At 59.5% G+C, this 23,746-nt stretch carries 24 protein-coding genes; 12 read left to right on the plus strand and 12 right to left on the minus strand.

The window, feature by feature from the left end:
- Positions 1-122: 122 nt before the first annotated feature.
- From fabI to CMQ96_RS20935, 9 genes are all read right to left on the minus strand, one after another.
- Entirely contained in the window at positions 123-911 is a 789-nt protein-coding gene (gene fabI / locus CMQ96_RS20895) for an enoyl-ACP reductase FabI (RefSeq protein WP_004139494.1), read from the minus strand.
- A gap of 210 nt (positions 912-1,121) precedes the next feature.
- Positions 1,122-1,664: a HutD family protein gene (locus CMQ96_RS20900; RefSeq protein WP_098067279.1), complete on the minus strand. Its 543-nt coding sequence runs from the start codon at positions 1,662-1,664 to the stop codon at positions 1,122-1,124.
- Positions 1,665-1,682: 18 nt separating this feature from the next.
- Entirely contained in the window at positions 1,683-2,492 is an 810-nt protein-coding gene (gene sapF / locus CMQ96_RS20905; RefSeq protein WP_098067280.1) for a putrescine export ABC transporter ATP-binding protein SapF, read from the minus strand.
- Position 2,493: 1 nt separating this feature from the next.
- Entirely contained in the window at positions 2,494-3,486 is a 993-nt protein-coding gene (sapD, locus tag CMQ96_RS20910) for a putrescine export ABC transporter ATP-binding protein SapD (RefSeq protein ID WP_004121219.1), read from the minus strand.
- Entirely contained in the window at positions 3,486-4,376 is an 891-nt protein-coding gene (gene sapC / locus CMQ96_RS20915) for a putrescine export ABC transporter permease SapC (RefSeq protein WP_004139490.1), read from the minus strand. Before sapC ends, sapD begins: the two co-directional genes overlap by 1 nt.
- Entirely contained in the window at positions 4,363-5,328 is a 966-nt protein-coding gene (sapB, locus tag CMQ96_RS20920; protein ID WP_098067281.1) for a putrescine export ABC transporter permease SapB, read from the minus strand. The genes sapC and sapB overlap by 14 nt, the downstream gene beginning before the upstream one ends.
- Positions 5,325-6,968: an ABC transporter substrate-binding protein SapA gene (sapA, locus tag CMQ96_RS20925; protein WP_004139307.1), complete on the minus strand. Its 1,644-nt coding sequence runs from the start codon at positions 6,966-6,968 to the stop codon at positions 5,325-5,327. Before sapA ends, sapB begins: the two co-directional genes overlap by 4 nt.
- Before the next feature lie 363 nt (positions 6,969-7,331).
- On the minus strand, positions 7,332-7,616 hold the full coding sequence (locus CMQ96_RS20930) for a hypothetical protein (RefSeq protein WP_004139305.1): 285 nt from the start codon (positions 7,614-7,616) through the stop codon (positions 7,332-7,334).
- 169 nt (positions 7,617-7,785) lie between these two features.
- Entirely contained in the window at positions 7,786-10,092 is a 2,307-nt protein-coding gene (locus CMQ96_RS20935) for a helix-turn-helix domain-containing protein (protein ID WP_098067282.1), read from the minus strand.
- A 169-nt stretch (positions 10,093-10,261) separates the two neighbouring features.
- On the opposite strand from CMQ96_RS20935, the gene CMQ96_RS20940 reads away from it, so the two are divergent.
- Together CMQ96_RS20940 and CMQ96_RS20945 are read left to right on the plus strand one after the other, a co-directional pair.
- Positions 10,262-11,431: a M20 aminoacylase family protein gene (locus CMQ96_RS20940; RefSeq protein ID WP_024360675.1), complete on the plus strand. Its 1,170-nt coding sequence runs from the start codon at positions 10,262-10,264 to the stop codon at positions 11,429-11,431.
- A gap of 25 nt (positions 11,432-11,456) precedes the next feature.
- Positions 11,457-12,848, plus strand: coding sequence for an MFS transporter (locus CMQ96_RS20945; protein WP_004139300.1), 1,392 nt, complete (start codon positions 11,457-11,459; stop codon positions 12,846-12,848).
- Here the strand turns inward: CMQ96_RS20945 and pspF are convergent.
- On the minus strand, positions 12,839-13,828 hold the full coding sequence (gene pspF, locus CMQ96_RS20950) for a phage shock protein operon transcriptional activator (RefSeq protein ID WP_024360673.1): 990 nt from the start codon (positions 13,826-13,828) through the stop codon (positions 12,839-12,841). The genes CMQ96_RS20945 and pspF overlap by 10 nt on opposite strands.
- A gap of 152 nt (positions 13,829-13,980) precedes the next feature.
- Between pspF and pspA the strand changes: the two genes are divergently transcribed.
- The 9 genes from pspA to CMQ96_RS20995 all read left to right on the plus strand — a co-directional run bounded on the left by pspA (position 13,981) and on the right by CMQ96_RS20995 (position 21,396).
- Entirely contained in the window at positions 13,981-14,649 is a 669-nt protein-coding gene (gene pspA, locus CMQ96_RS20955; protein ID WP_004121203.1) for a phage shock protein PspA, read from the plus strand.
- Between the two features lie 51 nt (positions 14,650-14,700).
- Entirely contained in the window at positions 14,701-14,925 is a 225-nt protein-coding gene (pspB, locus tag CMQ96_RS20960; RefSeq protein WP_004101459.1) for an envelope stress response membrane protein PspB, read from the plus strand.
- The gene (gene pspC / locus CMQ96_RS20965) at positions 14,925-15,284 is read left to right on the plus strand and encodes an envelope stress response membrane protein PspC (protein WP_004101461.1); all 360 of its coding nucleotides are present in this window, start codon (positions 14,925-14,927) and stop codon (positions 15,282-15,284) included. The genes pspB and pspC overlap by 1 nt, the downstream gene beginning before the upstream one ends.
- 19 nt (positions 15,285-15,303) lie before the next feature.
- Entirely contained in the window at positions 15,304-15,534 is a 231-nt protein-coding gene (gene pspD / locus CMQ96_RS20970; protein ID WP_004101464.1) for a phage shock protein PspD, read from the plus strand.
- 33 nt (positions 15,535-15,567) lie between these two features.
- Positions 15,568-15,882, plus strand: coding sequence for a thiosulfate sulfurtransferase PspE (pspE, locus tag CMQ96_RS20975; RefSeq protein WP_064342514.1), 315 nt, complete (start codon positions 15,568-15,570; stop codon positions 15,880-15,882).
- Between the two features lie 100 nt (positions 15,883-15,982).
- Positions 15,983-17,380 carry a YcjX family protein gene (locus tag CMQ96_RS20980; protein WP_024360670.1) on the plus strand — a complete coding sequence of 466 codons (1,398 nt, stop codon included), beginning with the start codon at positions 15,983-15,985 and terminating at the stop codon, positions 17,378-17,380.
- Positions 17,377-18,438: a YcjF family protein gene (locus tag CMQ96_RS20985; protein WP_098067283.1), complete on the plus strand. Its 1,062-nt coding sequence runs from the start codon at positions 17,377-17,379 to the stop codon at positions 18,436-18,438. The genes CMQ96_RS20980 and CMQ96_RS20985 overlap by 4 nt, the downstream gene beginning before the upstream one ends.
- 244 nt (positions 18,439-18,682) lie before the next feature.
- A complete protein-coding gene (tyrR, locus tag CMQ96_RS20990) occupies positions 18,683-20,224 on the plus strand; it encodes a transcriptional regulator TyrR (protein ID WP_004121199.1) in 1,542 nt (513 codons plus the stop codon).
- 116 nt (positions 20,225-20,340) lie between these two features.
- Positions 20,341-21,396: an AbrB family transcriptional regulator gene (locus CMQ96_RS20995; RefSeq protein WP_176519001.1), complete on the plus strand. Its 1,056-nt coding sequence runs from the start codon at positions 20,341-20,343 to the stop codon at positions 21,394-21,396.
- Positions 21,397-21,440: 44 nt separating this feature from the next.
- On the opposite strand, the gene tpx is transcribed toward CMQ96_RS20995, so the two are convergent.
- On the minus strand, positions 21,441-21,947 hold the full coding sequence (tpx, locus tag CMQ96_RS21000; RefSeq protein ID WP_004101479.1) for a thiol peroxidase: 507 nt from the start codon (positions 21,945-21,947) through the stop codon (positions 21,441-21,443).
- A 101-nt stretch (positions 21,948-22,048) separates the two neighbouring features.
- Here tpx and ycjG point away from each other — a divergent pair, with 101 nt between their 5' ends.
- Positions 22,049-23,014: an L-Ala-D/L-Glu epimerase gene (ycjG, locus tag CMQ96_RS21005; protein ID WP_004139282.1), complete on the plus strand. Its 966-nt coding sequence runs from the start codon at positions 22,049-22,051 to the stop codon at positions 23,012-23,014.
- Here the strand turns inward: ycjG and mpaA are convergent.
- Positions 23,005-23,718 (minus strand): murein tripeptide amidase MpaA, encoded by a 714-nt coding sequence (gene mpaA, locus CMQ96_RS21010; RefSeq protein WP_004139281.1) that lies wholly within the window; start codon positions 23,716-23,718, stop codon positions 23,005-23,007. The genes ycjG and mpaA overlap by 10 nt on opposite strands.
- Positions 23,719-23,746: the final 28 nt, after the last annotated feature.

The following is a 23,746-nucleotide window of genomic DNA, read 5'->3' on the forward strand; positions in this document are numbered from 1 at the left end:
TCCTGGCTTAACCCTGGAGCGGGAGAAAATATTGATACGTGCTAACAAATAGCGGATTGGAATAACAGCAGGAAAGCGCGGGGGAAAGAACCCTCCTCACGGATGCGAGGAGGGTGAAGAACTTATTTCAGTTCCAGCTCGTTCATCGCGGCGATGCTGAAGCCGCCGTCAACGTGAACGACTTCGCCGGAGATGCCGGCAGACAGGTCGGAGCACAGGAAGGCTGCGCTGTTGCCGACGTCTTCAGTGGTGACGGTGCGACGGATCGGGGTGACCGCTTCGCAGTGCGCCAGCATCTTACGGAAATCTTTAATACCGGATGCCGCCAGGGTACGGATCGGACCGGCGGAGATGGCGTTGACGCGAACGCCTTCCGGGCCCATGGCGTTCGCCATGTAGCGCACGTTAGCTTCAAGAGAGGCTTTCGCCAGGCCCATCACGTTGTAGTTCGGGATGGCGCGCTCTGCGCCCAGGTAGGAGAGCGTCAGCAGGGCGGAGCCCGGGTTCAGCATCCCGCGGCAGGCTTTCGCCATCGCCACAAAGCTGTAGGCGCTGATATCGTGAGCGATTTTGAAACCTTCACGAGTCACCGCGTTAACGTAGTCGCCGTCCAGCTGGTCTGCTGGCGCAAAGCCGATGGAGTGAACGAAACCGTCGAACTTCGGCCATACTTTTGCCAGTTCGGTGAACAGAGACTCGATGCTCTCATCTTCCGCGACATCGCACGGCAGGACGATATTAGAGCCCAGCGCGGCGGCAAATTCTTCCACACGACCTTTCAGTTTGTCGTTCTGATAGGTGAACGCCAGTTCAGCCCCTTCACGGTGCATGGCTTGCGCGATGCCGTAGGCGATGGACAGTTTGCTGGCAAGGCCAGTCAACAGAATGCGCTTACCGGAAAGAAAACCCATAGCTTTTAATCCTTATCGTTATTGCGTATTTTTACTTTAACAATCATTTAGTTAGCGTTGTCATTTCAAAATAACTCAAATTTAGCCGGGAATTATATCCCACTGACGACCCCTTGTGTCACGATATTTTTCTGCCATTCGCCACGTCATATCGCGCTTTGGCTACCGTGTATACAAGAGTATACCATCTGAAATTGCGGCGACGCGGCGCTAGCGGCGAACGATTTCCGCCAGTAAAAGTCGGGCGTCCGCAGACTGCGGTAACAGCTCGCCTGGCGATTCGTCCTGCCACCAGATCCCGGAGCCGGCCTGATAAACCGCGTCAGCCAGCCGCCAGCTACCCTGGAGAATCCATGCGATGCCCTCCGCGGCGGGCCGCTGTCCTTCCGCGACGACGTTCACGCGCGCCGCGGCGCGCGTGCGCTGGGTCATAATATTGAAGTCCAGACCGCGTCCGCTGATGCCTTCGCTGGCAATAGGCCACTCGCCGGCAAACGCCCACGGTTGCCAGAGCTCAAGGCGCTGGGCGATATCATCGCCCCGTAGCCACAGCGGCTGTCCCTCAAGCAGGGTGATGACCCGGTCAACGCCGGGAAAAGGGGAGAACGGACCGTCGTTTTCCAGCGTGGCGATACTGGCGCGCCAGAGGAACGGCGCGTCCGGCGAGGCAATGCTGACGATTTCGCGCGTTTCCCCGCGGCCATTTTTCCACGGCGTCACGGGCAGGGTAGAAAATTGAACCGGAACAATCATCGAAGTTTACGCCTCAGATTATTTGCCGTCTTTACGCCAGGCATCGGCAGTGAGCGCCTCGCCGAAATGGCCGGCAATCAGGCGTTTCGTCAGGTCGTGCAGCGGAGAGGCCAGCACGTCCGCGGTACTGCCGCGTTCGACCACTTCCCCTTGATGCATCACCAGCACCTGATCGCTGATGTGCTTCATCATGCCCAGATGCTGAGTCACGTAAATATAGGAGATACCCTGTTTTTCCTGCAGCTCCAGCATCAGGTTAATCAGCTGCGAGCGCATTGACATATCCAGCGACGCCAGCGCTTCATCGCAGACGATGACCTTCGGGCGCAGGATCAGCGCGCGCGCCAGGCCCAGACGTTGTTTCTGTCCCGGCGCCAGCATATGCGGGTAGTAGCTGACGTGGTCCGGCAGCAGGCCGACCATGCGCAACGTTTCGATAATCTGCTTCTGCCGCGCTTCGGATTCGAGATCGGTATTCAGGCGCAGCGGAAAATCGAGGATTTGCGAAATGCGCTGCCGGGGATTGAGCGAGGTCGACGGATCCTGAAAGATCATGCGAATCTTCTGGCTGCGAAAAGAGTAATCGCCAAACGCCAGCGGGCGATCGTCAATCAGCAGTTCGCCGGTGCTGGGTTCGACCATTCCGGCGAGCATTTTCGCCAGCGTTGACTTGCCGGAACCGTTCTCGCCGATAATCGCCAGGGTCTGGCGCTCGCGCAGGGTAAAGCTTAGTGGCTTGACCGCTTCCACCGTTTGCCGATGAAACCAGCCGGTGCGGTAGCGAAAGGTCTTACTCAGATTGCGCACTTCAAGCAATGTTTCGACCATTTCACTCTTTCTCCATGTTCAGCGGGAAATGACAGGCATAGAGGTGGTTACGTGCGCCTACCAGCCGGGGCGTTTCGATACATTCGCGCTGGGCATAAGGGCAACGCGGCCCGAGCCGGCAGCCGATGGGCAGCTGTTCGAGCAGTGGGATCGCCCCCGGCAGGGTATTGAGCCGACTCTTGTGCGGCATGGCGCTACCGAAATCGGGAATCGCCCGAATCAGCGCCTGGGTGTAGGGGTGATGAGGAATCGTCACCAGCTCTTCGCTCGGTGCGGTTTCCACCGTCTGCCCGCAGTACATCACGTTGATTTTGTCCGCCCATTTACTGAGCATCTGCATATCGTGACTGATCAGCAAAATGGTGGTGTTGTTGTTTTGGTTTAACCGCGTTAGCAGGCGGATAATTTGCGCCTGCGTTGTCGGCTCCATGGCGTTGGTCGGCTCGTCGGCGATCAGCAGCCGCGGCTGGTTAGCCAGCGCGATGGCGATCATGACCTTTTGGCACTCTCCGTCCGTCAGCTCATAGGGGAAGCTGCGCATCGCATCTTTATGGTCTTTAATCCCCACGCGGTGCAGAAGCTCGATGGCGCGCCGCTTGCGCCAGCCCAGGCGCTGCCACCAGCGTCCTTTAAAGGTCCAGCCGGGGATATTCTGCGTCAGCTGCTGGCCGATACGTTCGGAAGGGTCGAGACAGGATTGCGGCTCCTGAAAAATCATTGAGACGTTGTGGCCTACCAGCTTACGCCGCTCGCGCACCGACAGACGCAGCAGATCGATATCATCGAAGCGCATGCGGTCGGCGGTCACCCGCCAGTTGTCCTTGGTGACGCCGCAAATCGCTTTAGCTATAAGGCTTTTACCCGAGCCGGACTCCCCGACGAGGCCGCGTATTTCCCCCTCGGCGAGAGTCAGGCTGACGCGATCGACGGCTTTTACCCAGCCTTCGCTGGTCTTGAACTCAATGGTTAAATTTCGGATATCGAGTAACGGCATTATTCCACCCCGGCGATGATGGCGCGGCGGATCCCGTCGCCCAGCAGATTAACCAGCAGGACGCTTATCATGATTGCCGCGCCCGGCAGCATCACCGTCCACGGCGCCACGTAAATCAGCTCCAGCGCGTCGCCGAGCATCGCTCCCCATTCGGGAGAAGGAAGCTGCGCGCCGAGGTCGAGGAAGCCCAGCGCGGCGATATCGAGGATCGCCATCGACAGCGCGCGGGTGATCTCAGTGACCAGGCCAGAGGTAATGTTCGGCAGCACCGCGAACCATAAAATATTTAGCGTCGAGGCTCCGTCAAGGCGGGCGGCGATAACGTACTCTTTTTCCAGTTCGTCATGCACCATGCTGTAAACCGAACGCACCATCCGCGGCAGAAGCGCCAGCCAGACGGCGAACATCGCGTGGCTGAGGTGCGGCCCGGCGAAGGCGACCACGATAATGGCCAGCAGCAGGGACGGGATCGACAGCAGCGTGTCAAGAATATGGTTCATCACCGCCGACCGCAGGCCGTGAGTGGACCCGGCAATCACGCCGAGCACCAGCCCCAGCAGGGCGGCGCCGAGCGTTACCACAAATGCGCCGCCGACCGTTGGCGCCGCGCCGCTCAGCAGGCGGCTCAGGACATCGCGACCGAGATCGTCAGTACCGAGAAAGAACGACACTTCGCCGTACCGCGACCATGACGGCGGCAGCAGCTGATAGCCGAGGAACTGCTGGTCGATGCCGTAAGGGGCGAACCAGCCGCCGAAAACGCACAGTAGCGCCAGCGCCGCGCAGCCGTACAGGCCGATCATCGCGGTCGTATCGCCGTAGAATTTTCGCCATACGGTGCGCAGCGCGCCAGGCGGGCGCTTCTCCAGATAGACGCTATCGTAGGGCATACCATTCCTTATGTTTCAGTGGGTTTGCCATCGCACCCAAAATATCGGATATCACGTTCACAATAATCACCAGCGCGCCGATGACCATCACGCCCGCCGAGATCGCGGCGTAGTCCTGTTGACGAATGGCGTTGATGAGCCAGCGGCCGAGCCCCGGCCAGCTAAAGACCATTTCGGTAATCATCGCCAGCGTTAGCATGGTGGAGAACTGCAGCCCCAGGCGTGGGATCACCGGCGGTAGGGAGTTGTGCAGGACGTGGCGGTGTAAAATTGTCCGCCGCGATACGCCGCGGGTGGCGGCGGCTTTGACATAGTTGGTGTCGTACACTTCGCTGGTGCTGATGCGCATCAGACGGATCACTTCCGTCGTCGGTGCCACCGCCAGGGTCAGTACCGGCAGCACCATGTGCCGCGCCGCGCTGACGATCATTTCATGACGCCACGGCGAATCAGAGAGCCATGCGTCGATCAGCGCAAAGCCGGTGACCGATTTCACTTCATAGAGCAGGTCGAAGCGCCCGGAAACCGGAAACCAGCCCAGGGTGAGGGAGAAGAACAGGGTCAGCAGCAGCGCCAGCCAGAAGACGGGAATCGAAAAGCCCAGCAGCGCCAGGGCGCTGATCAGGGTATCTGGCCACTTATTGCGCATGATCCCCGCCAGCATACCGACGGGGATCCCGATCACCAGCGCAAAACCGAAGGCGAGGATACAGAGCTCCATGGTAGCGGGAAAGACCTCTTTAAGCTGTTCGGAAATCAGCTGTCCGTTGATGCTGGAAACGCCGAAATCCCAGTGCAGCACCCCCTCAAACCAGAAGAGCCAGGCGTTCCACAGGGAGGCGCCCTGTAGCGGCGCGTGGGGCGTAAAGTAGCTCAGGCTAAAACCGACAAAGGTCAGCAGGAAGAGGGTAATCAGCAGCAGCAGCAGGCGACGCAGGGTAAAAATAATCATGGTTTTTTCACCTCGTCTTCTTTTTCCCGCGAGACGCCTGCAAAAGAGGCGTTGCCAAACGGGCTCAGCACCAGGCCTTTCATATCGTAACGATAGGCCTGTAAACGCAGGGAGGAGGCCAGCGGCAGCACCGGTAGTTCATCGGCAAGAATGCGCTGCGCCTCTTTATAGGCTTCGATGCGCGAGGCCAACTGCTGCGAAGTGAGCGCCTTTTGCAGCACCTCGTCGAATTCGCGATGACACCAGTGAGCATAGTTGGTTTGCGAGGCAATCGCCGCGCAGCTCAAGAGCGGACGGAAAAAACTGTCCGGATCGTTACTGTCCGTTGCCCAGCCGGAAAGCGTCAGGTCGTGGTTCATATCCATTAATCTGGCCTCCTGAAAACGGCCTTCGACCGGCATAATAATCACCTTCACGCCAATTTGCGCCATATCCGCCTGGATAAGCTCGGCGGTTTTTAGCGGACTGGGGTTCCAGGCCTGCGAGCTGGTGGGCACCCACAGCTTAAGCGTGAGCTTTTCCAGCCCCAGGGCTTTCAGCCGGGCGCGGGCTTCGGTGGGATTATATTCGGTGATCCTGGCTTCGTTATCGTAGGCCCATGAAGCGCGAGGCAGCATGGACGCCGCGGTTTCCGCCGTGCCGTAGTAGATCGACTGCATCAGGCGCTGGTTGTTGATGGCCAGCGCCAGCGCGTGGCGTACCTCCGGGTTATCGAGCGGCGGCTTAGCGGTGTTAAACGCCAGCCAGGCGATATTCATTCCCGGACGCAGGGTCAGGCGCAGGCGCGGGTCATCGCGCAGAATAGAGAGCTGGCTTGCGGCGGGCCAGGCCAGCACGTCGCACTCGCCGGTCAGCAGTTTCGACAAGCGACCGGTGCCGCCGGAGCCGAGATCGACCACCACCTGCGGCATCAGCGGTTTACCGCGCCAGTAGGCCGGATGGCGCTGCAGGCGGATGTACTGACCGCTGCGGTACTCCGCCAGCTGGAACGGACCGGTGCCGACCGGTTGCCGATCGATCATTTCCTGACGATCGCTCTGCGCCAGCTTCGCGGCATACTCTGCCGACATCACCGAGGCGTAGTGGGTGGCCAGGTGCCAGAGGAACGAGGCGTCCGGGCGTTTGAGGCGAAACTCGACGCTATGACTATCCAGCTTCCGCACGCTTTCCACGCTGTCGGCAAACTGTAAGCTATCGAAATAGGGGAAGCTGCTGCCGTTAACGTTGTGCCACGGGTGGTCGCGATTAAAAATGCGGCCAAAGGTGAAAATCACGTCATCGGCATTAAAATTGCGGGTCGGTTTGAACCAGGCGGTGGTCTGGAAAGGCACGTTGTTGCGCAGATGGAAGCGGTAGGTTGCGCCGTTGTCCAGCACCTCCCAGCTTTCAGCCAGTTCGGGGACCAGACGATAGGTATAAGGATCGACATCAAGCAGGCGGTCGTAGAGCTGGGCGGCCAGGGTATCGACGATCAGGCCGCTGCTGACTTTTTGTGGGTTAAAGGTGTTGACCTGACCGCTGACGCAATACACAAAGCCGCTATCGCGAATGTCGGCGTGCGCAGGCAGCGCGGGCGCGGCAAAAGCTTGCCCGCACAGCATAGATACCGCTGCCAGGAGAGAAGACAATTTCAGGCGCATAGTTTCTTTTTGATTATAGAGCAAGGCTCTATCTTATTAATATTAAATAACATTTACCACCACCTTATTGCTTATGGAGATAATATAAGCGATGGTTGCGTCGGTTATTTGACCAACGGATTCAAGTTCATACCGCTTATTAACTTCGAGTATACCTCGTAAATCACCCGACGTTTGGCATCAGGCAAGCAAGGGGTTGAGCGACGCGTATTTTCGATTCATCTGCTGCACGGCTTGAGAATGCTATGGGTATTGAGCATGGCGCTTATTTGCGCCGCAGCCCCGATTTTCGCCACATGGTATCTTTTTATTTGCGGTTTCTCCAGCGAGCCGTATCCGCACGGCTCGCTGGATGTTGAGGCGTTAGAGGGGAAGGAGGCGGTTATAGCGGGCGATATAATCTTTGGGATTTATTTCCAGCTTTCCACCATCGTGATGGATGGCGACATAGGTACGCAGGACCAGGCCGCTGTTCTGCGGCGTAATTGTCCAGCCCTGTTGACGATATGAATCTTCGGTTGAGCGGATAAGCAGGTCCGAAAAGATCATCATGACCGAAAGCGCCGGCGCGCGGTGGCTTTTCATGGTATGGACCAGGCTGACGTGCGCCGCATAGCGGCCAAGCGTAGAAGGATTAACCGGAATCATCTTTATTTTCAGTCCATTGAGTCATGATGCGCCGATGATAGTTCACATGAAGATATCTTGCTAGTTACAATTTTTTAACTACATGGGAACCGGCTCCCGCGCAGTCAAACGCCATTTTCCACGGCACAGGTCGCTTGCGGGAAGAAATCTCAATGTGACGCTGTCACTTTTAGTCCGTGAGCGGCGTGAATTCATAAAGCGCCAGCGCGTTGCTCTCCAGCGTGTCGACAAGCTGCCAGCGGTCGCTATCCGGCGTCTCTTCGCTGACGCGCAGCGCCGGGCGCGCCCGGTGCATCAGCCAGCGATAGTCCTCCTCGTCCGGCCCGCTTTGGCTGCGAAAGGCCTCGAATAGCGGGAAGAGCGCGCCATGGTGCTGATCGAACAGATGCTGTTTGATTCGCCAGCGCCCCTCAAGGCCGAGGAGCCGCACGCTCCAGGGCTGACTGAAGCGCTGGGTAAACGCCTCCTCGCTGGAGAGCCAGGGGTTGAACACCACCGTGTTGCGCAGCAGCAGCTGATAATGGCCGTGATGGCGCAACAGCAGCAAGTTCTTGTCGTTGATCAACACCTCGCCCCGCAGTCTGCGCCATAGCCACAATACCCAGTAGACCGGTCGCGGCAGACCGTGGAGATAGTGCAGCGCCAGACTGGAGGTATCCAGCTTGCCGTTAGCCCGGGCTTCTCCCTGCAATCCGGAATTCAGCCAGAACCCTGCCAGCCAAACCCGATCCGCCAGTCCCAGCAAATTATCCATCAGCAGCGCGCCGCGAAAGAAACGGCCGTTGGTATCGCGGGTATCACCGGTGAGGGTATTCCACGAGAGCAGCCAAAGCGGCAGCAGGAGATGCCGCTGACGTAGGGCGCTATGGAGCTTGCGTAATTTGTGTACCGGATAGTTTTCGCTGGCGGCCAGCTTCTGGCTGTCAATCTGCGCCAGATCCAGCAGTTCGTTGGCATCGGCCTGGCAGGCAAGAAAATCCGCCTCGGCCAGCAGCGGTGAGCGCAGAAGGGGATCGTCCTCTACCTGTTGGGGAAAACGGTGCCAGATCCCCAGCGCCGACTGCGGCGATAGCCTCTGCAGGATCGCTTTTTGTTGCCGCCAGGCGTGCTGGCGCGCCTCGTCGCTGGCCTGGGGGGACCAGTGCCAGACGAAGCGCCAGCTGGCCAGGGTTGTCGGCGGAAAATGGTTGGCGGAGAGCCGCAGAAAGCGTTGCAGCAGATCGCCGCGGGTGGTGAGCCCGGTATGCAGTATGACCGCCCAGCCCATTGTCGCCAGCCAGCTAAATATGCGCTGCAGATTATACCAGCAGGCGTAGCCGGCCATTTGCGGATCGTCCCAGCCGGTGCTGAACAGACGGCTGCTGAGAAACGGATCGTGAATATCGATGGCGAATATCGGCAGCGCGCCGTGCAGCTGTTCCAGCTCGCGGCGGACATCCTCGCGCAGCAGATCGTCCAGTTCACGAACGGTCACGACCATGCGGGTGTGACGCAGCGGCGTGGCACGCGCCGGCAGTTCACGCACATCAAGATGGCGGGTTTGCTGGGGATTGAGCCGCAGCGGCGGGCTATCCAGGCCGTTGGTTTGCGGCGCATTGAGCCGGGCGTACAGCCGATCGATTGACACCGGCTGCCATCGCTCGGTCTGCTGTAGGTGCGGGCGGGGAGATTCGACCGGCTTCTGCGGGTGCTGCTGGCGGAACTGGCGCGGCGTCAGGCCGTGCTCGCGTTTAAACAGGTCGCTCATCACCCGGCTGCTGGCGAAGCCATGCTGCTGGGCGATCTGCTGCACCGACCTGCGCGTGGCCGTCAGCTGCTCGGCGGCCTTGCGCAGGCGCAGCCCGGTAATGTACTGCATAAAGCTGACGCCTACCTCTTTGCGGAACAGACGCGACAGCCAGGCCTCGGAAACAAACTCCGCGGCGGCAATCTCCTGCAGCGACAGGCGCCGTTGATAGTTGGCGTCGATTCGCGCCACCACTCGGTTAATTCGCTGACTCCAGCGTTCGGCGCCGCGAGGCGCCTGGGCGGTCAGAGGACGGCTGAAGCGTGACGCCAGCAGAAGGGCGATTTCGCTAAGCCAGCGGTTGGCCTCCAGCCGATAGTGGGCCTGCGGATTGACCAGGCCGAGGACCAGCAGCTGGCGCATCAGATAACGTAGCGTGTCCTCGGCATCGCGCGTTTCGCTGCTGATCTGGTAGTCGGCCGCAAAAAAATCGCCATCAAGGCGCGTTAGCCACCCGGCGCTGAGCGACAGCGTCATCACTACATTCGCCGTCTTGCTGCTCAGGCGCCAGCGGTGGCTGCGGTTGACTATCGCCAGCTCATCCTGCTGAAGGTATCGACCCGTCTCTTCATTGTGGAGCTCGGCGCTGCCCTCCAGCAGCCATATCAACGTCAGCGCATCGGTTTCCTCTTCGCGACACTGACGGATATCACGAACCGCTACCTGAAAGTCGCCTGAATGCTGGTCCACCGTCGCCTCCTGGAGACAAAAAACAGCACGTCATTTTTTGTCATAACCGTTTTGTATGAAAAACACTCATTAATAATCCGTCACTATAAAACAAAAAAGCGCATTTTAAAGCCGTCAGGGATGCATAAACTCGAAAGTGTCGTGCAAACACAACACAGGAATAATAAAAATGACACACCCGATTATTGAGGCATTACAGGTTAACGAGGCGCAGTTTGTCGCGCTTCGCCGCCGTTTCCATCAGCAGCCGGAAATCGGTTTTGAAGAGCATAAAACCAGCGAAGAGGTTGCCCGCCTGCTCGGCGAATGGGGCTATCAGGTTCACCGCGGTCTGGCGGGCACCGGCGTGGTCGCTACCTTAAGCGCGGGCGACGGCAAAAAACGCCTGGGGCTAAGGGCGGATATGGACGCGCTGCCGATGCAGGAGATGAGCGGCAAGGCGTGGGCCAGCCGGGTCGATGGACGTTTTCACGGCTGCGGCCACGACGGCCATACCACCACGCTATTGTACGCCGCGGAATATCTGGCGCGTACCCGACAGTTTAACGGCACGCTACAGCTTATTTTTCAGCCCGCCGAAGAGCTGCTCTACGGCGGTCGGGTCATGCTCGAAGACGGCCTGTTTGACCAGTTTCCCTGCGATGCCATTTTTGGCCTGCATAATATGCCGGGGCAGCCGTTAGGTAGAGTTGGCCTGCGCGATGGAGCGATGATGGCCTCCTCGGACACTCTCCATATTGAAGTCAAAGGGGTGGGCGGCCACGGCGCGGTGCCGGAGCATACCGTCGACGCCACGCTGGTGGCCTGTCATATCACTCTGGCGCTGCAATCGATTGTTTCCCGCAACATCACGCCGTTTGAACCGGCGGTGGTGACCGTGGGCAGCATTCAGGCCGGGCACGCGCCGAACATTATCAACGACAAGGTGTTAATGAAGCTCACGGTTCGCACCTTGAACGAACAGGTTCGCGAGACCGTCCTGCAGCGCATCCACGATATCGCCGTCGCTCAGGCCGAGAGCTTTAACGCCAGCGCCGCCTTAACCCACGTAAACGGTAGCCCGGTTTTAAGGAACGATCCGGTAGCCAATGAGATGGTACGCACGGTGGCGACCGCGCTGTTTGGCGAGGCGCAGGTCGGCGAGGTGAAACCGTTTATGGGCAGCGAAGACTTTGCTTTTATGCTTGAGCGCAATCCGAACGGCTGCTATTTCACCCTCGGGGCCGGGGACGAAGCGGATCGCTGCATGGTGCATAACCCCGGATACGACTTCAACGATGCGCTGTTGCTGAAAGGCGCCGCGCTGTGGTGCGCCCTGACGGAACACTACTTGCGTTAATGTCCGCAACGAAGAGGACCCTGCTATGAGTTCTGTATCGCTAAGCGAAGCGCAGTTCGTCGGCACCGATCGTCTGCTGGCGGGTATTGTATTGAGCGTTCTGACCTTCTGGCTGTTTGCCCAGTCGGTGATTAACGTGGTTCCGGCGATGAAAAGCAGCCTCGATATTTCGCTGGAAACCCTGACCCTGGCGGTGAGCCTGAGCGCCTTATTCAGTGGCTGCTTCGTGGTCGCCAGCGGCGGTCTGGCGGATAAATTCGGCCGCATGCGTATGACCTCGTTCGGCCTGATCCTCAGCATTGTCGGCAGCGCGATGCTGGTGCTGTCGCAGGGGCCCGCGCTGTTCCTGGCCGGGCGCGTTTTACAGGGGCTGTCGGCCGCCTGCATCATGCCGGCGACGCTGGCGTTAATTAAAACCTGGTACGAGGGCAAAGCGCGCCAGCGGGCGGTCAGCTTCTGGGTCATCGGCTCCTGGGGCGGCAGCGGGCTGTGCTCGTTTGTCGGCGGGGCGATTGCTACCGGACTGGGCTGGCGCTGGATCTTTGTTTTCTCCATCGCGGTAGCGCTGGCGGCGCTGTTGTTGCTGCGCGGTACGCCGGAAAGCCGTAGCGCCAGCGCGCAGCAGCATAAGCTGGACATCAGCGGCCTGATTAGCCTGATCCTTGCGCTGGTGCTGTTAAATCTGTTTATCAGCAAAGGCCACGGCTGGGGCTGGACCAGCGCAACCTCGCTGGCGATGCTGGCCGGCGCGCTGGCCTCGGGGCTGTTTTTTATCCGCAACGGCCAGCGTAAGGGCGACGCGGCGCTGATTGATTTCGCGCTGTTTCGCAACCGGGCCTACAGCGCGGCGGTGCTGTCAAACTTTATGCTCAACGGCGCCATCGGTACCATGATGATTGCCAGTATCTGGCTCCAGCAGGGGCATCATCTGAGCCCGCTGGAGAGCGGCATGATGACGCTTGGCTACCTGGTCACCGTGCTGGCGATGATCCGCGTCGGCGAGAAGCTATTGCAACGCTACGGCGCGCGTCTGCCGATGATGATCGGCCCGGTCTTTACCGCCGTTGGCATTCTGCTTATCTCCTGTACCTTTCTCGATAAATCGACCTATATCGTCACGGTCTTTTTCAGCAACGTGCTGTTTGGCTTTGGGCTGGGCTGCTACGCCACCCCGTCAACGGATACCGCGGTGGTCAACGCTCCTGAGAATAAGGTCGGCGTGGCCTCGGGGATCTATAAGATGGGGAGTTCGCTCGGCGGGGCGATGGGGATAGCGGTGACAGCGTCACTTTTTGCGCTGTTCTTACCGCTGGGGATGGCCAGCGCGGCGCAGTACGCGCTGTGGTTTAACGCCGCGCTCTGTCTTGGGTCAATGGCGCTGAGCGCGCTGCTGCTTCCGCGTACAGGTCAAAGCTGATGCTTTTTCAGCAGCGCCCGCAGCTGGTGATAGGTGAGGCCCAGTAGTTCGGCCGCCTGCTTTTGATTGTACTTCGCCTGTTCGAGGCTTCTCTCGAGCAGGCTTTTTTCTTGCTCCTGCTGGAAAGCGCGTAAATCGAGCGGCAGCGTGGGGCCAGGCGTCTTCTCCACTTCGACGGGCGTCGCCGTGTGCTGCTGGCGGAAGGGGTTAATAATAATATTATCCAGCTCGCGCTCGCTGCTGCCGTGGCGGTAGACCGAACGTTCAACCACGTTTTTTAATTCACGGATATTTCCCGGCCAGCGGTAGTTTTGCAGCGTCTCGGCGGCGCGTTCGCTAAAGCCGGGAAACAGTGGTAATCCGAGCTCGCGGCACATCTGGATGGCAAACTGGGTGGCGAGCAGCATGATATCGCTCTGGCGCTCGCGCAGCGGCGGCAGCTGCACCACATCAAAGGCCAGACGGTCGAGAAGGTCGGCGCGAAAAAGCCCGTCTTCCACCATTTGCGGCAGGTCGGCGTTGGTCGCGCACACCAGGCGGACGTTAACCTGCAGCGGCTGGCTGCCGCCGACGCGCTCGAGTTCGCCATACTCAATCACGCGCAGCAGCTTTTCCTGTACCAGCATCGGCGCGGTGGCCAGCTCATCGAGAAACAGGGTACCGCCGTCGGCGCGCTCGAAGCGCCCCGGGTGACGTTTACTGGCCCCCGTAAAGGCGCCGGCCTCATGCCCGAACAGCTCCGAATCGAGCAGATTTTCATTGAGCGCCGCGCAGTTCAGTGAGATAAACGGCCCCTGCCAGCGGGAAGAGAGGAAGTGCAGACGGCTGGCGATCAGCTCCTTGCCGGTTCCGCGCTCGCCAATCACCAGCACCGGTTTATCGAGCGGCGCCAGTCTTGAGACCTGCTCAAGCACCTCAAGAAAGCTATTGGCCTCGCCGAGCAGGTTGTCCTTGTAATCCGCCATGATGAATTTCGCCATTTAGTAGTGTGATTCACCAGGTCACTTTAGCAATGCGCTGGCCAGATAACAACCACTTCCATTAAAATCAATAAGATAAAAACTTGGCACGGCATTTGTATTAGTCATGGCACAGGCCGGTGCCTGACACCAGAACTATGAGGATTGAAATTATGGGTATTTTTTCTCGTTTTGCCGACATCGTGAACGCCAACATCAACTCCCTGCTGGAGAAAGCGGAAGATCCGCAGAAGCTGGTTCGACTGATGATTCAGGAGATGGAAGACACGCTGGTTGAAGTGCGTTCGACCTCCGCGCGAGCGTTGGCTGAAAAGAAACAGCTGAGCCGTCGTATTGAACAGGCCGTTGCCCAGCAGGCGGAATGGCAGGAAAAAGCCGAACTGGCGCTGCGCAAAGAGAAAGAGGATCTGGCCCGTGCGGCGCTGATTGAAAAGCAAAAGCTGACCGACCTTATCGGCAGCCTGGAAAACGAAGCGCAGCTAGTTGATGAAACGCTGGCGCGGATGAAAAAAGAGATTGGCGAGCTGGAAAACAAACTCAGCGAAACCCGCGCCCGCCAGCAGGCGCTGATGCTGCGTCATCAGGCCGCAAGCTCCTCCCGCGACGTTCGCCGTCAGCTGGACAGCGGCAAGATTGACGAGGCGATGGCGCGTTTTGAATCATTTGAACGTCGTATCGACCATATGGAAGCAGAAGCGGAAAGCCACCGCTTCGGCAAAGATAAGTCGTTGGATCAGCAGTTCGCCGATCTGAAAGCGGACGATGAAATCAGCGAGCAGCTGGCGGCGTTAAAAGCCAAAATGAATCAAAATAATCAGTAATCGTATTCGGGCGGCACCAAGACGTGCCGCCGCCATCTGCAAGGAGTTCATATGAGCATGCTTTTTCTCGCCATCCCATTGACGTTGTTTGTGCTGTTTGTGTTGCCGGTCTGGCTCTGGCTGCACTACAACAACCGTACCGCCAGCGGCAGCCTATCGCAGAATGAACAGCAGCGCCTGCTGCAGCTGACCGATGACGCGAAGCGCATGCGCGAGCGTATTCAGGCGCTGGAGGCGATTCTTGACGCTGAGCACCCGAACTGGAGAGAGAAATAATGGGCGGACTGGATCTGAGTAAAAAACTGTGGCGCATTCCGCAGCAGGGCATGGTGAAAGGGGTCTGCGCCGGTATCGCGCAGTATCTGGACGTGCCGGTAAAGCTGGTGCGCCTGATTACCGTACTGGCAATGATTTTTGGCCTGTTCCTGTTTGTGGTGGTGGCCTACATCATTCTCTCGTTTGCGCTGGATCCGATGCCGGAAAGCGAGCTGTATGGTGAAAAAACGCCGAGCAGCGGAGAGCTGTTGGCCGCCGCGGATAAGGAACTGGCAGCGGGGGAGCGTCGTCTGCGCGAAATGGAGCGCTACGTCACCTCTGATACCTTTTCGCTGCGCAGTCGTTTCCGCCAGCTATAACTGAAAGTTGAGGTTAATGATGAACATGAAATGGCAGCAGGCCGGGCAAAAAGTCAAACCGGGTCTGAAAATCGCAGGCAAACTGGTGCTGCTCACCGCGCTGCGCTACGGCCCGGCGGGCGTCGCTGGCTGGGCGGTAAAATCCGTCGCGCGTCGGCCGCTGAAAATGCTGCTGATGCTTGTTCTGGAACCCATGCTCAGCCGGGCGGCGCAGCGGTTTTCTAAACGTCGCGGATGGCGTATGTTATGAGTGCCTAAACACTCACACTATCAGGATGATAACATGCGAAAACTCCTTCTGGGTTTAGCGCTGGCGATGGCCTTACCCGCCTTCGCGGCAGAGCACTGGATCGATGTCCGCGTCCCGCAGCAGTATCAAAAAGAGCACGTCGTCGGGGCGGTGAATATCCCGCTGGCGGATTTAAAAACGCGGATTGCGGCGGAAGTACCGGATAAAAACGATACCATTCACGTTTATTGCAACGTTGGCCGGCAATCGGGCCAGGCTCAGCAGCTGCTGAGCGAAATGGGCTACACGCAGGTGGTTAACGCCGGCGGCCTCAGTGAGATAGCCAGGCCGAAAAGCGCCAGCAAATAATCGTTGGCCCCGTCGCAGCGGGGCTAATGCAATCTATTGATAATTATCTCTTTAGCCCTCATGTCTATTTCCCTCGTTCTTCAGGCTCAACAGGATGGCGATGAAGCGACTCAAAACAGAATTTAACGCGCTGATCAACCGTGGGGTTGATCGGCATCTTCGTCTGGCTGTCACCGGCCTTAGCCGCAGCGGCAAGACCGCCTTTATCACCGCGCTGGTCAATCAACTGCTGAATATTCACGCCGGCGCGCGGCTGCCGCTGCTCAGCGCGGCCAGAGAAGAGCGCCTGCTGGGCGTCAAGCGCGTACCGCAGCGGGATTTTGGTATTCCGCGCTTCACCTATGATGAAGGGCTGGCCCAGCTCTACGGTCAGCCGCCGGTCTGGCCGACGCCCACCCGCGGCGTCAGCGAAATCCGCCTTGCTCTGCGCTATCGCTCTAACGATTCGCTGCTGCGCCATTTTAAAGAGACCTCAACCCTGTATCTGGAGATTGTCGATTATCCCGGCGAGTGGTTGCTGGATCTGCCGATGCTGGCCCAGGACTATCTGACCTGGTCACGGCAGATGACCGGACTACTGCAGGGGCAGAGGGCGGAGTGGTCGGCGCGCTGGCGACAGCTATGCGAAGGTCTGGATCCGCTGGCGCCCGCCGATGAAACCCGTCTGGCGGAGATCGCCGCGGCGTGGACCGATTATCTGCACACCTGTAAGCGCGAAGGGATGCACTTTATTCAGCCAGGGCGCTTTGTGCTGCCCGGTGAAATGGCCGGCGCCCCGGCGCTGCAGTTCTTTCCCTGGCCGGATGTGGATGCCGCCGGTGAGGCTAAGCTGGCGCAGGCGGACAAACAGACCAATGCCGGAATGCTGCGCGAGCGTTTTAAATACTACTGCGAGAAAGTGGTAAAGGGCTTCTATAAAGATCATTTCCTGCGCTTCGATCGGCAAATCGTGCTGGTGGACTGCCTGCAGCCGTTGAACAGCGGGCCGCAGGCGTTTAACGATATGCGCCTGGCGCTGACGCAGCTGATGCAAAGTTTTCACTATGGCCAGCGCACGCTGTTTCGTCGCCTGTTCTCACCGGTTATCGATAAGCTGCTGTTCGCCGCGACTAAAGCCGATCACGTGACCGTCGATCAGCACAGCAATATGGTGTCGCTGCTGCAGCAACTGATACAGGACGCCTGGCAGAACGCAGCGTTTGAAGGCATCAGTATGGATTGCCTGGGGCTGGCGTCGATTCAGGCGACGCAGAGCGGGCTTATTGAGGTGAACGGCGAAAAGATCCCTGCGCTGCGAGGCCACAGGCTGAGCGACGGCCAGCCGCTGACCGTCTACCCCGGCGAGGTGCCCGCCCGTCTGCCGGGCCAGGCCTTCTGGGAACAGCAGGGCTTTCAGTTTGAAAACTTCCGCCCTCAGGTGATGGACGTTGATAAACCGCTGCCGCATATTCGCCTCGATGCGGCGCTGGAATTTTTGATCGGAGATAAATTGCGATGACCGAACCCTTAAAACCGCGTATCGATTTCGACGGCCCGCTGGAGGAGGAAAAGGCGCAAATTCTCAAGTCCGCGCGCGCGTTTGACGGCGCCGACGCGGCGAAATTCGCTCCCGCGCGGCTTGACGTTCTGCAAGATGAAGAGGGCGCGGCGGAAGCGGTAGTGGAGTCTGCGCTGCGGCCTAAGCGCAGCCTGTGGCGAAAAATGGTTAGCGCCGGGCTGGCTATCTTTGGCGTCAGCGTGGTGGCGCAGGGCGTGCAGTGGACGATGACCGCCTGGCAAACGCAGGACTGGATCGCCCTCGGCGGCTGCGCTGCCGGCGCCTTGATCGTCGGCGCGGGCGTCGGTTCGGTGGCCACCGAGTGGCGCCGGCTGTGGCGGCTACGCCAGCGTGCCCACGAGCGAGATGAGGCGCGGGATCTGATGCACAGCCATGCGGTCGGCAAAGGGCGCGCCTTTTGCGAGAAGCTGGCCCTGCAGGCGGGGCTCGATCAATCCCACCCGGCCCTGCAGCGCTGGTATGCGGCAATCCACGAAACGCAGAACGATCGTGAAGTGGTGAGCCTGTACGCGCAGATCGTACAGCCAGTACTGGATGCGCAGGCGCGGCGTGAAATCAGCCGTTCGGCGGCGGAGTCGACGCTGATGATCGCCGTCAGTCCGCTGGCGCTGGTGGATATGGCGTTTATCGCCTGGCGCAATTTACGGCTGATCAACCGCATCGCCACCCTCTACGGTATTGAGCTGGGCTACTACAGCCGCCTGCGCCTGTTCCGTCTGGTGCTGCTGAATATCGCTTTTGCCGGCGCCAGCGAGCTGGTGCGGGAAGTCGGGATGGACTGGATGTCGCAGGATCTGGCGGCCAGGCTATCGGCGCGCGCGGCGCAGGGGATTGGCGCCGGGCTGCTGACCGCGCGGCTGGGTATTAAGGCGATGGAACTCTGCCGCCCGCTGCCGTGGATCGCCGACGATAAACCGCGGCTGGGGGATTTTCGTCGCGAGCTGATCGGTCAGCTAAAAGATACTCTGCAGAAGAGCAAAAACGCGCCGCAGAAATAGCGTTTTTGGGCATTCCCGGCTCGCGCTACGCTTAGCCGGGCTACGGCCGGTTGCCCTGATAAGTTGGTAGCCCGGCTAAGGCGTTCGCGCCGCAAGCCGGGAATTCTCCCTGTAGCGCATAACTTTACGGCAGAAAGGCCATTTTTCCGCCATACTGTCAATAATTGTTGACAGCTGGCTTCACGCCAGCACATAACTGTCCTATTATTCATCCGTCATTGGCCTCTTTAGGGTGAAAACTCCTATGCGTCTTGAAGTCTTTTGTGAAGACCGTCTTGGTCTGACTCGTGAATTACTCGATTTACTGGTGCTGCGCGGTATCGACCTGCGGGGTATCGACATTGACCCTATTGGCCGAATTTATCTCAATTTCGCCGAGCTGGAGTTCGCTAGCTTCAGCAGCCTGATGGCGGAAATTCGTCGTATCGCCGGCGTCACCGACGTGCGCACCGTGGCGTGGATGCCGTCAGAGCGGGAGCACCTGGCGCTCAGCGCGCTGCTGGTGGCGATGCCGGAACCGGTGCTGTCTCTGGATACCAAAGGAAAAGTCGAACTGGCTAACCCGGCCAGCTGCCAGCTGTTTGGCCAGAGTCAGGATAAGCTGCGCAGCCATCCGGTCGCGCAGCTGATTACCGATTTTAACGTCCAGCGCTGGCTGGAAAACGATCCTCAGGAGTCGCATGCGGAACACGTGGTGGTCAACGGGCAGAACTTTCTGCTGGAGATCACCCCGGTCTACCTGGAAGGCGAGCACGGCGAGAAGGTGCTAACCGGCGCGGTAGCGATGCTGCGTTCGACGGTCCGCATGGGGCGCCAGCTGCAAACCATGACCATTCAGGATACCAGCGCCTTTAGCCAGATCCTCGCCGTTGGTCCGAAAATGCGCCATGTCGTCGAGCAGGCCCGCAAGCTGGCCATGCTCAGCGCGCCGCTGCTAATCGTCGGGGATACCGGCACAGGGAAAGATTTGCTGGCCCACGCCTGCCACCTGGCGAGTCCGCGCGCAGGGAAACCTTATCTGGCGCTGAACTGCGGCTCCATCCCGGAAGACGCGGTGGAAAGCGAGCTGTTCGGCGACGCCATCCAGGGGAAAAAGGGCTTCTTCGAGCAAGCTAACGGCGGCTCGGTTTTGCTGGATGAAATTGGCGAAATGTCGCCGCGCATGCAGACCAAACTGCTGCGCTTTCTCAACGACGGCACCTTCCGCCGCGTCGGTGAAGATCATGAGGTCCACGTTGATGTGCGGGTGATCTGCGCGACCCAGAAAAACCTGGTGGAGCTGGTGCAAAAGGGGCTGTTCCGCGAAGATCTCTATTATCGCCTGAATGTGCTGACGCTGTATCTGCCGCCGCTGCGCGACTGCCCGCAGGACATCATGCCGCTGACCGAACTGTTCGTGGCGCGCTTTGCCGATGAGCAGGGCATTCCGCGGCCGAAACTCTCAGCCGATTTAAATAGCGTGCTGACGCGCTACAGCTGGCCGGGCAACGTGCGTCAGCTGAAAAACGCGATCTATCGCGCGCTGACTCAGCTGGACGGGTTTGAGCTGCGTCCTCAGGATATCCTGCTGCCGGATCACGACGTCTCGTCGCTGGCGGTTGGCGAAGAAGCGATGGAGGGGTCTCTGGATGATATTACCCGCCGTTTCGAACGCTCGGTGCTCACCCAGCTTTATCGCAGCTTTCCCAGCACGCGTAAACTGGCTAAGCGCCTTGGCGTCTCGCACACCGCGATCGCCAATAAGCTGCGCGAATATGGCCTAAGCCAGAAAAAAGGCGACGAGTAATGCTCACCAACCGTCTGCCCGGGCAGGCGGTTGGTATTTCCAGAAAAGGGCGGGGTCCAGGTGTAGAATGATTCTGTATATACTTCGTCTTTACCCTCTTTTTGGCAGGAATACGCATGCGGATCTGGCGTAGTGATTTTTTTCAATGGATGAAACTGCTGGTACTCTCCAGCGCGCTCTCTTTTGTATTGTTCTGGTTTCACCTTCCCGCCGCGCTGCTGCTGGGGCCGATGATTGCCGGAATCATCCTCAGCCTGCGCGGCGCGGAAATTCGCGTACCCCGTCCCTTTTTTATTGCCGCCCAGGCGATTATCGGCTGCATGATCGCCCGCAGCCTGACGCCATCCATTTTCGGCGTTCTGCTGGCGAACTGGGCGCTGGTGCTGTTGATTCTCTTTTCTACACTCGCTATCAGCGCGCTGGCGGGATGGCTGCTGGTGCGCTACAGCGACCTGCCCGGCGCCACCGGGGCGTGGGGGAGCTCGCCGGGCGGCGCCTCGGCGATGGTGATTATGGCCCAGGAGTACGGCGCCGATGTCCGGCTGGTGGCGCTGATGCAGTATCTGCGGGTGCTGTTTGTTGCGGGGGCCGCGGCGCTGGTCGTTCGCGTCGCGCTCGGCTGTGAAGCGCAGGAGATGACTCAGCAGGTCGCCTGGTTTCCTCCGGTGAGCTGGCAGTTACCGCTCACGCTGCTGCTGACGGCGGTAGCGGGGTGGTTGGGGCTACGGCTGCGCTTTCCATCCGGCGCGATGCTCTTTCCAATGCTGATCGGGGCGCTGGCGCAGGGGGAAGGTTGGCTGCAGCTTGAACTTCCCGAGTGGCTGCTGGCGCTGGCTTATGCCGCCGTTGGCTGGAGCGTTGGTCTAAAGTTTAATAAACAGATTTTCCTGCTGGCGCTCAAAACCCTGCCGCAGATCCTCGCATCGATTATTGGTCTGATCCTGCTGTGCGCGCTGATGGCTTTTGGGCTGACGCAGGTTTTGCCGCTGGACTTTATGACCGCCTACCTGGCGACCAGTCCGGGCGGGCTGGACACGGTGGCGATTATCGCCGCCGGTACGCGGGCGGATATGTCGTTTATTATGGCGATGCAGACGCTGCGCCTGTTCACCATCTTACTGACCGGGCCGGCGATTGCGCGCTTTATCTCCCGCTATGCGGCGCGGGAATAAAAAAGCCCCCGGTTAACGAGGGCTTACGTGGCCTGGCGGCGTTATTACGCTTTCAGCGCGGCCAGGGCGGCGTCGTAGTCCGGCTCTTCGGTGATTTCATTCACCAGTTGGCTGTAAACAACCTGGTCGTTTTCATCAATCACGACCACAGCGCGCGCCGCCAGGCCGGCCAGCGGGCCCGCGGAGATAGCGACGCCGTAGTCGGCCAGGAACTGCGCGCCGCGCAGGGTAGACAGAGTGACAACGTTGTTCAGGCCTTCCGCGCCGCAGAAGCGAGACTGCGCGAACGGCAGGTCAGCGGAAATGCACAGCACCACGGTGTTGTTCAGTTCAGACGCCAGCTGGTTAAATTTACGTACCGATGCCGCGCAAACGCCGGTATCGATGCTTGGGAAAATGTTCAGCACTTTACGGGAGCCTGCGAACTGGCTCAGCGCGACGTCAGAGAGATCTTTGGCCACCAGCGTAAACGGCTGCGCTTTAGCGCCTGCCTGCGGAATGGTGCCTTGAACAGAAACGGGGTTGCCCTGGAAATGCACGGTTTGTGACATGGTTATCTTCCTGTTTACATATAGTTAACGTCGCGGCTAGTGTATGACATCCGTCATCGGCACGGCAAATCCTTTTAATACTTACCTGCGAGGTTCAGGGAATGCGAAATCTGCGAGTCTATGAAGAAGCCTGGCCGCTACATACCCCGTTTGTGATCGCCCGCGGCAGCCGCAGCGAGGCAAAAGTCGTGGTGGTGGAAATTGAAGAGAATGGCGTCAAGGGCACAGGTGAGTGCACGCCCTATCCTCGTTACGGGGAGAGTATTGCTTCGGTGATGGCGCAGATTATGGCGATTGGCGAACAGATTGAGCGCGGCGTCTCCCGTGAGGAGATCCAGCGCCTGCTGCCGCCAGGAGCAGCGCGTAATGCCGTGGACTGCGCGCTCTGGGACTGGCAGGCGCGCAGCGCGGGTAAGAGCATCGCGCAGCTTTTAGGCGTGGCCCTGCCGGTGCGGATGGTCACGGCGCAGACGGTGGTTATCGGCACGCCGGAGCAGATGGCGGCCAGCGCTGCGGCGCTGTGGGAGAAAGGGGCCACGTTGCTGAAAGTGAAGCTCGACGACCATCTGATCAGCGAGCGGTTGATTGCCATTCGCGAGGCGGTTCCGCAGGCCACGCTCATCGTGGATGCTAACGAAGCCTGGCGCGGCGATGGCCTGGCCGAGCGCTGCCAGCTGCTGGCGGATATCGGCGTGGCGATGCTGGAACAGCCGCTCCCGGCTGGGGCCGATGAGGCGCTGGAGAATTTTATCCACCCGCTGCCCATTTGCGCCGATGAGAGTTGCCATACTCGCGACAGCCTGGCGGCGCTGCGCGGCCGCTATGAGATGGTCAATATCAAGCTTGATAAGACTGGCGGCCTGACCGAAGCGCTGCTGTTGGCGCAGGAGGCGGAGCGCCTGGGATTTGCGCGGATGCTGGGCTGCATGCTGTGTACCTCAAGAGCCATCAGCGCGGCGCTGCCGCTGGCGCCGCTTGCCCGTTTTGCCGACCTCGATGGCCCGACCTGGCTGGCGGTGGACGTCGAACCGGCGCTGCATTTCAGCACCGGCGTGCTTCATCTTTGAGAGCGCCAGTGCAGCAGGTCCGTCATGGCCGCCAGGTATTTATCCGTCGCTTCGTCGGCGGATATCGGCGGGAATTCGGCGGTAATGCAGGGCAGGCCGATATCCGCGCACCAGCTGCCAAAGGAGCCGGGCGTTTCATAGCCGACGCTGCCCACCAGCGGCAGGCTAAACGCATCGGCTAGCCACTGGCCCAGTTCGCTGTGGCCGGGATCTTCAATACAGGCCAGCGGATCGTGAAACGAGACCACCCACGCGGGGTGGATCTGGTGGATCAGCTGGCACAGCGCCTGGGTTTCCGGTTCTGAACCGGGTTTTTCGCCGGTGAGCAGGACTACATCGCGCTGCTCCGCCGCGCTGTTCCAGCGATAAACCGTTTCGCCTTCTTTCCAGTTCGCCGCCGGAAAATTCCGGTTCAGGTCGATGCCGCGCGCGTTGGCGCGCAGCCCCAACTGGCAGCCGTCCGGGTTGACCGCCAGCACCACGTGATGGCGGCGCAGCTCGGGTTTGAGCGTACGTAGCGCGCAGGAAAGCGTGACTATGGATGAACCTTCATCGCCGTGGGTTCCGGCAAGAATCAGGCCGCTGCGGCTATCGGCCAGCGGCGCCGGGAACCACAGCAGCGGCGCGCCAAGGTGAGACTGGCCGTAGCGTTGTGTTCCTGGCGGAAAATCACCACGCTGGGGGCGAGGACGAGAAACGGGCATAGGGCATCCTGTTATCCGATTATTTTTC

Origin of the sequence: Klebsiella sp. MBT K-1 (genome assembly GCF_002556465.1) — a bacterium.
Lineage (GTDB): Bacteria > Pseudomonadota > Gammaproteobacteria > Enterobacterales > Enterobacteriaceae > Klebsiella > Klebsiella grimontii.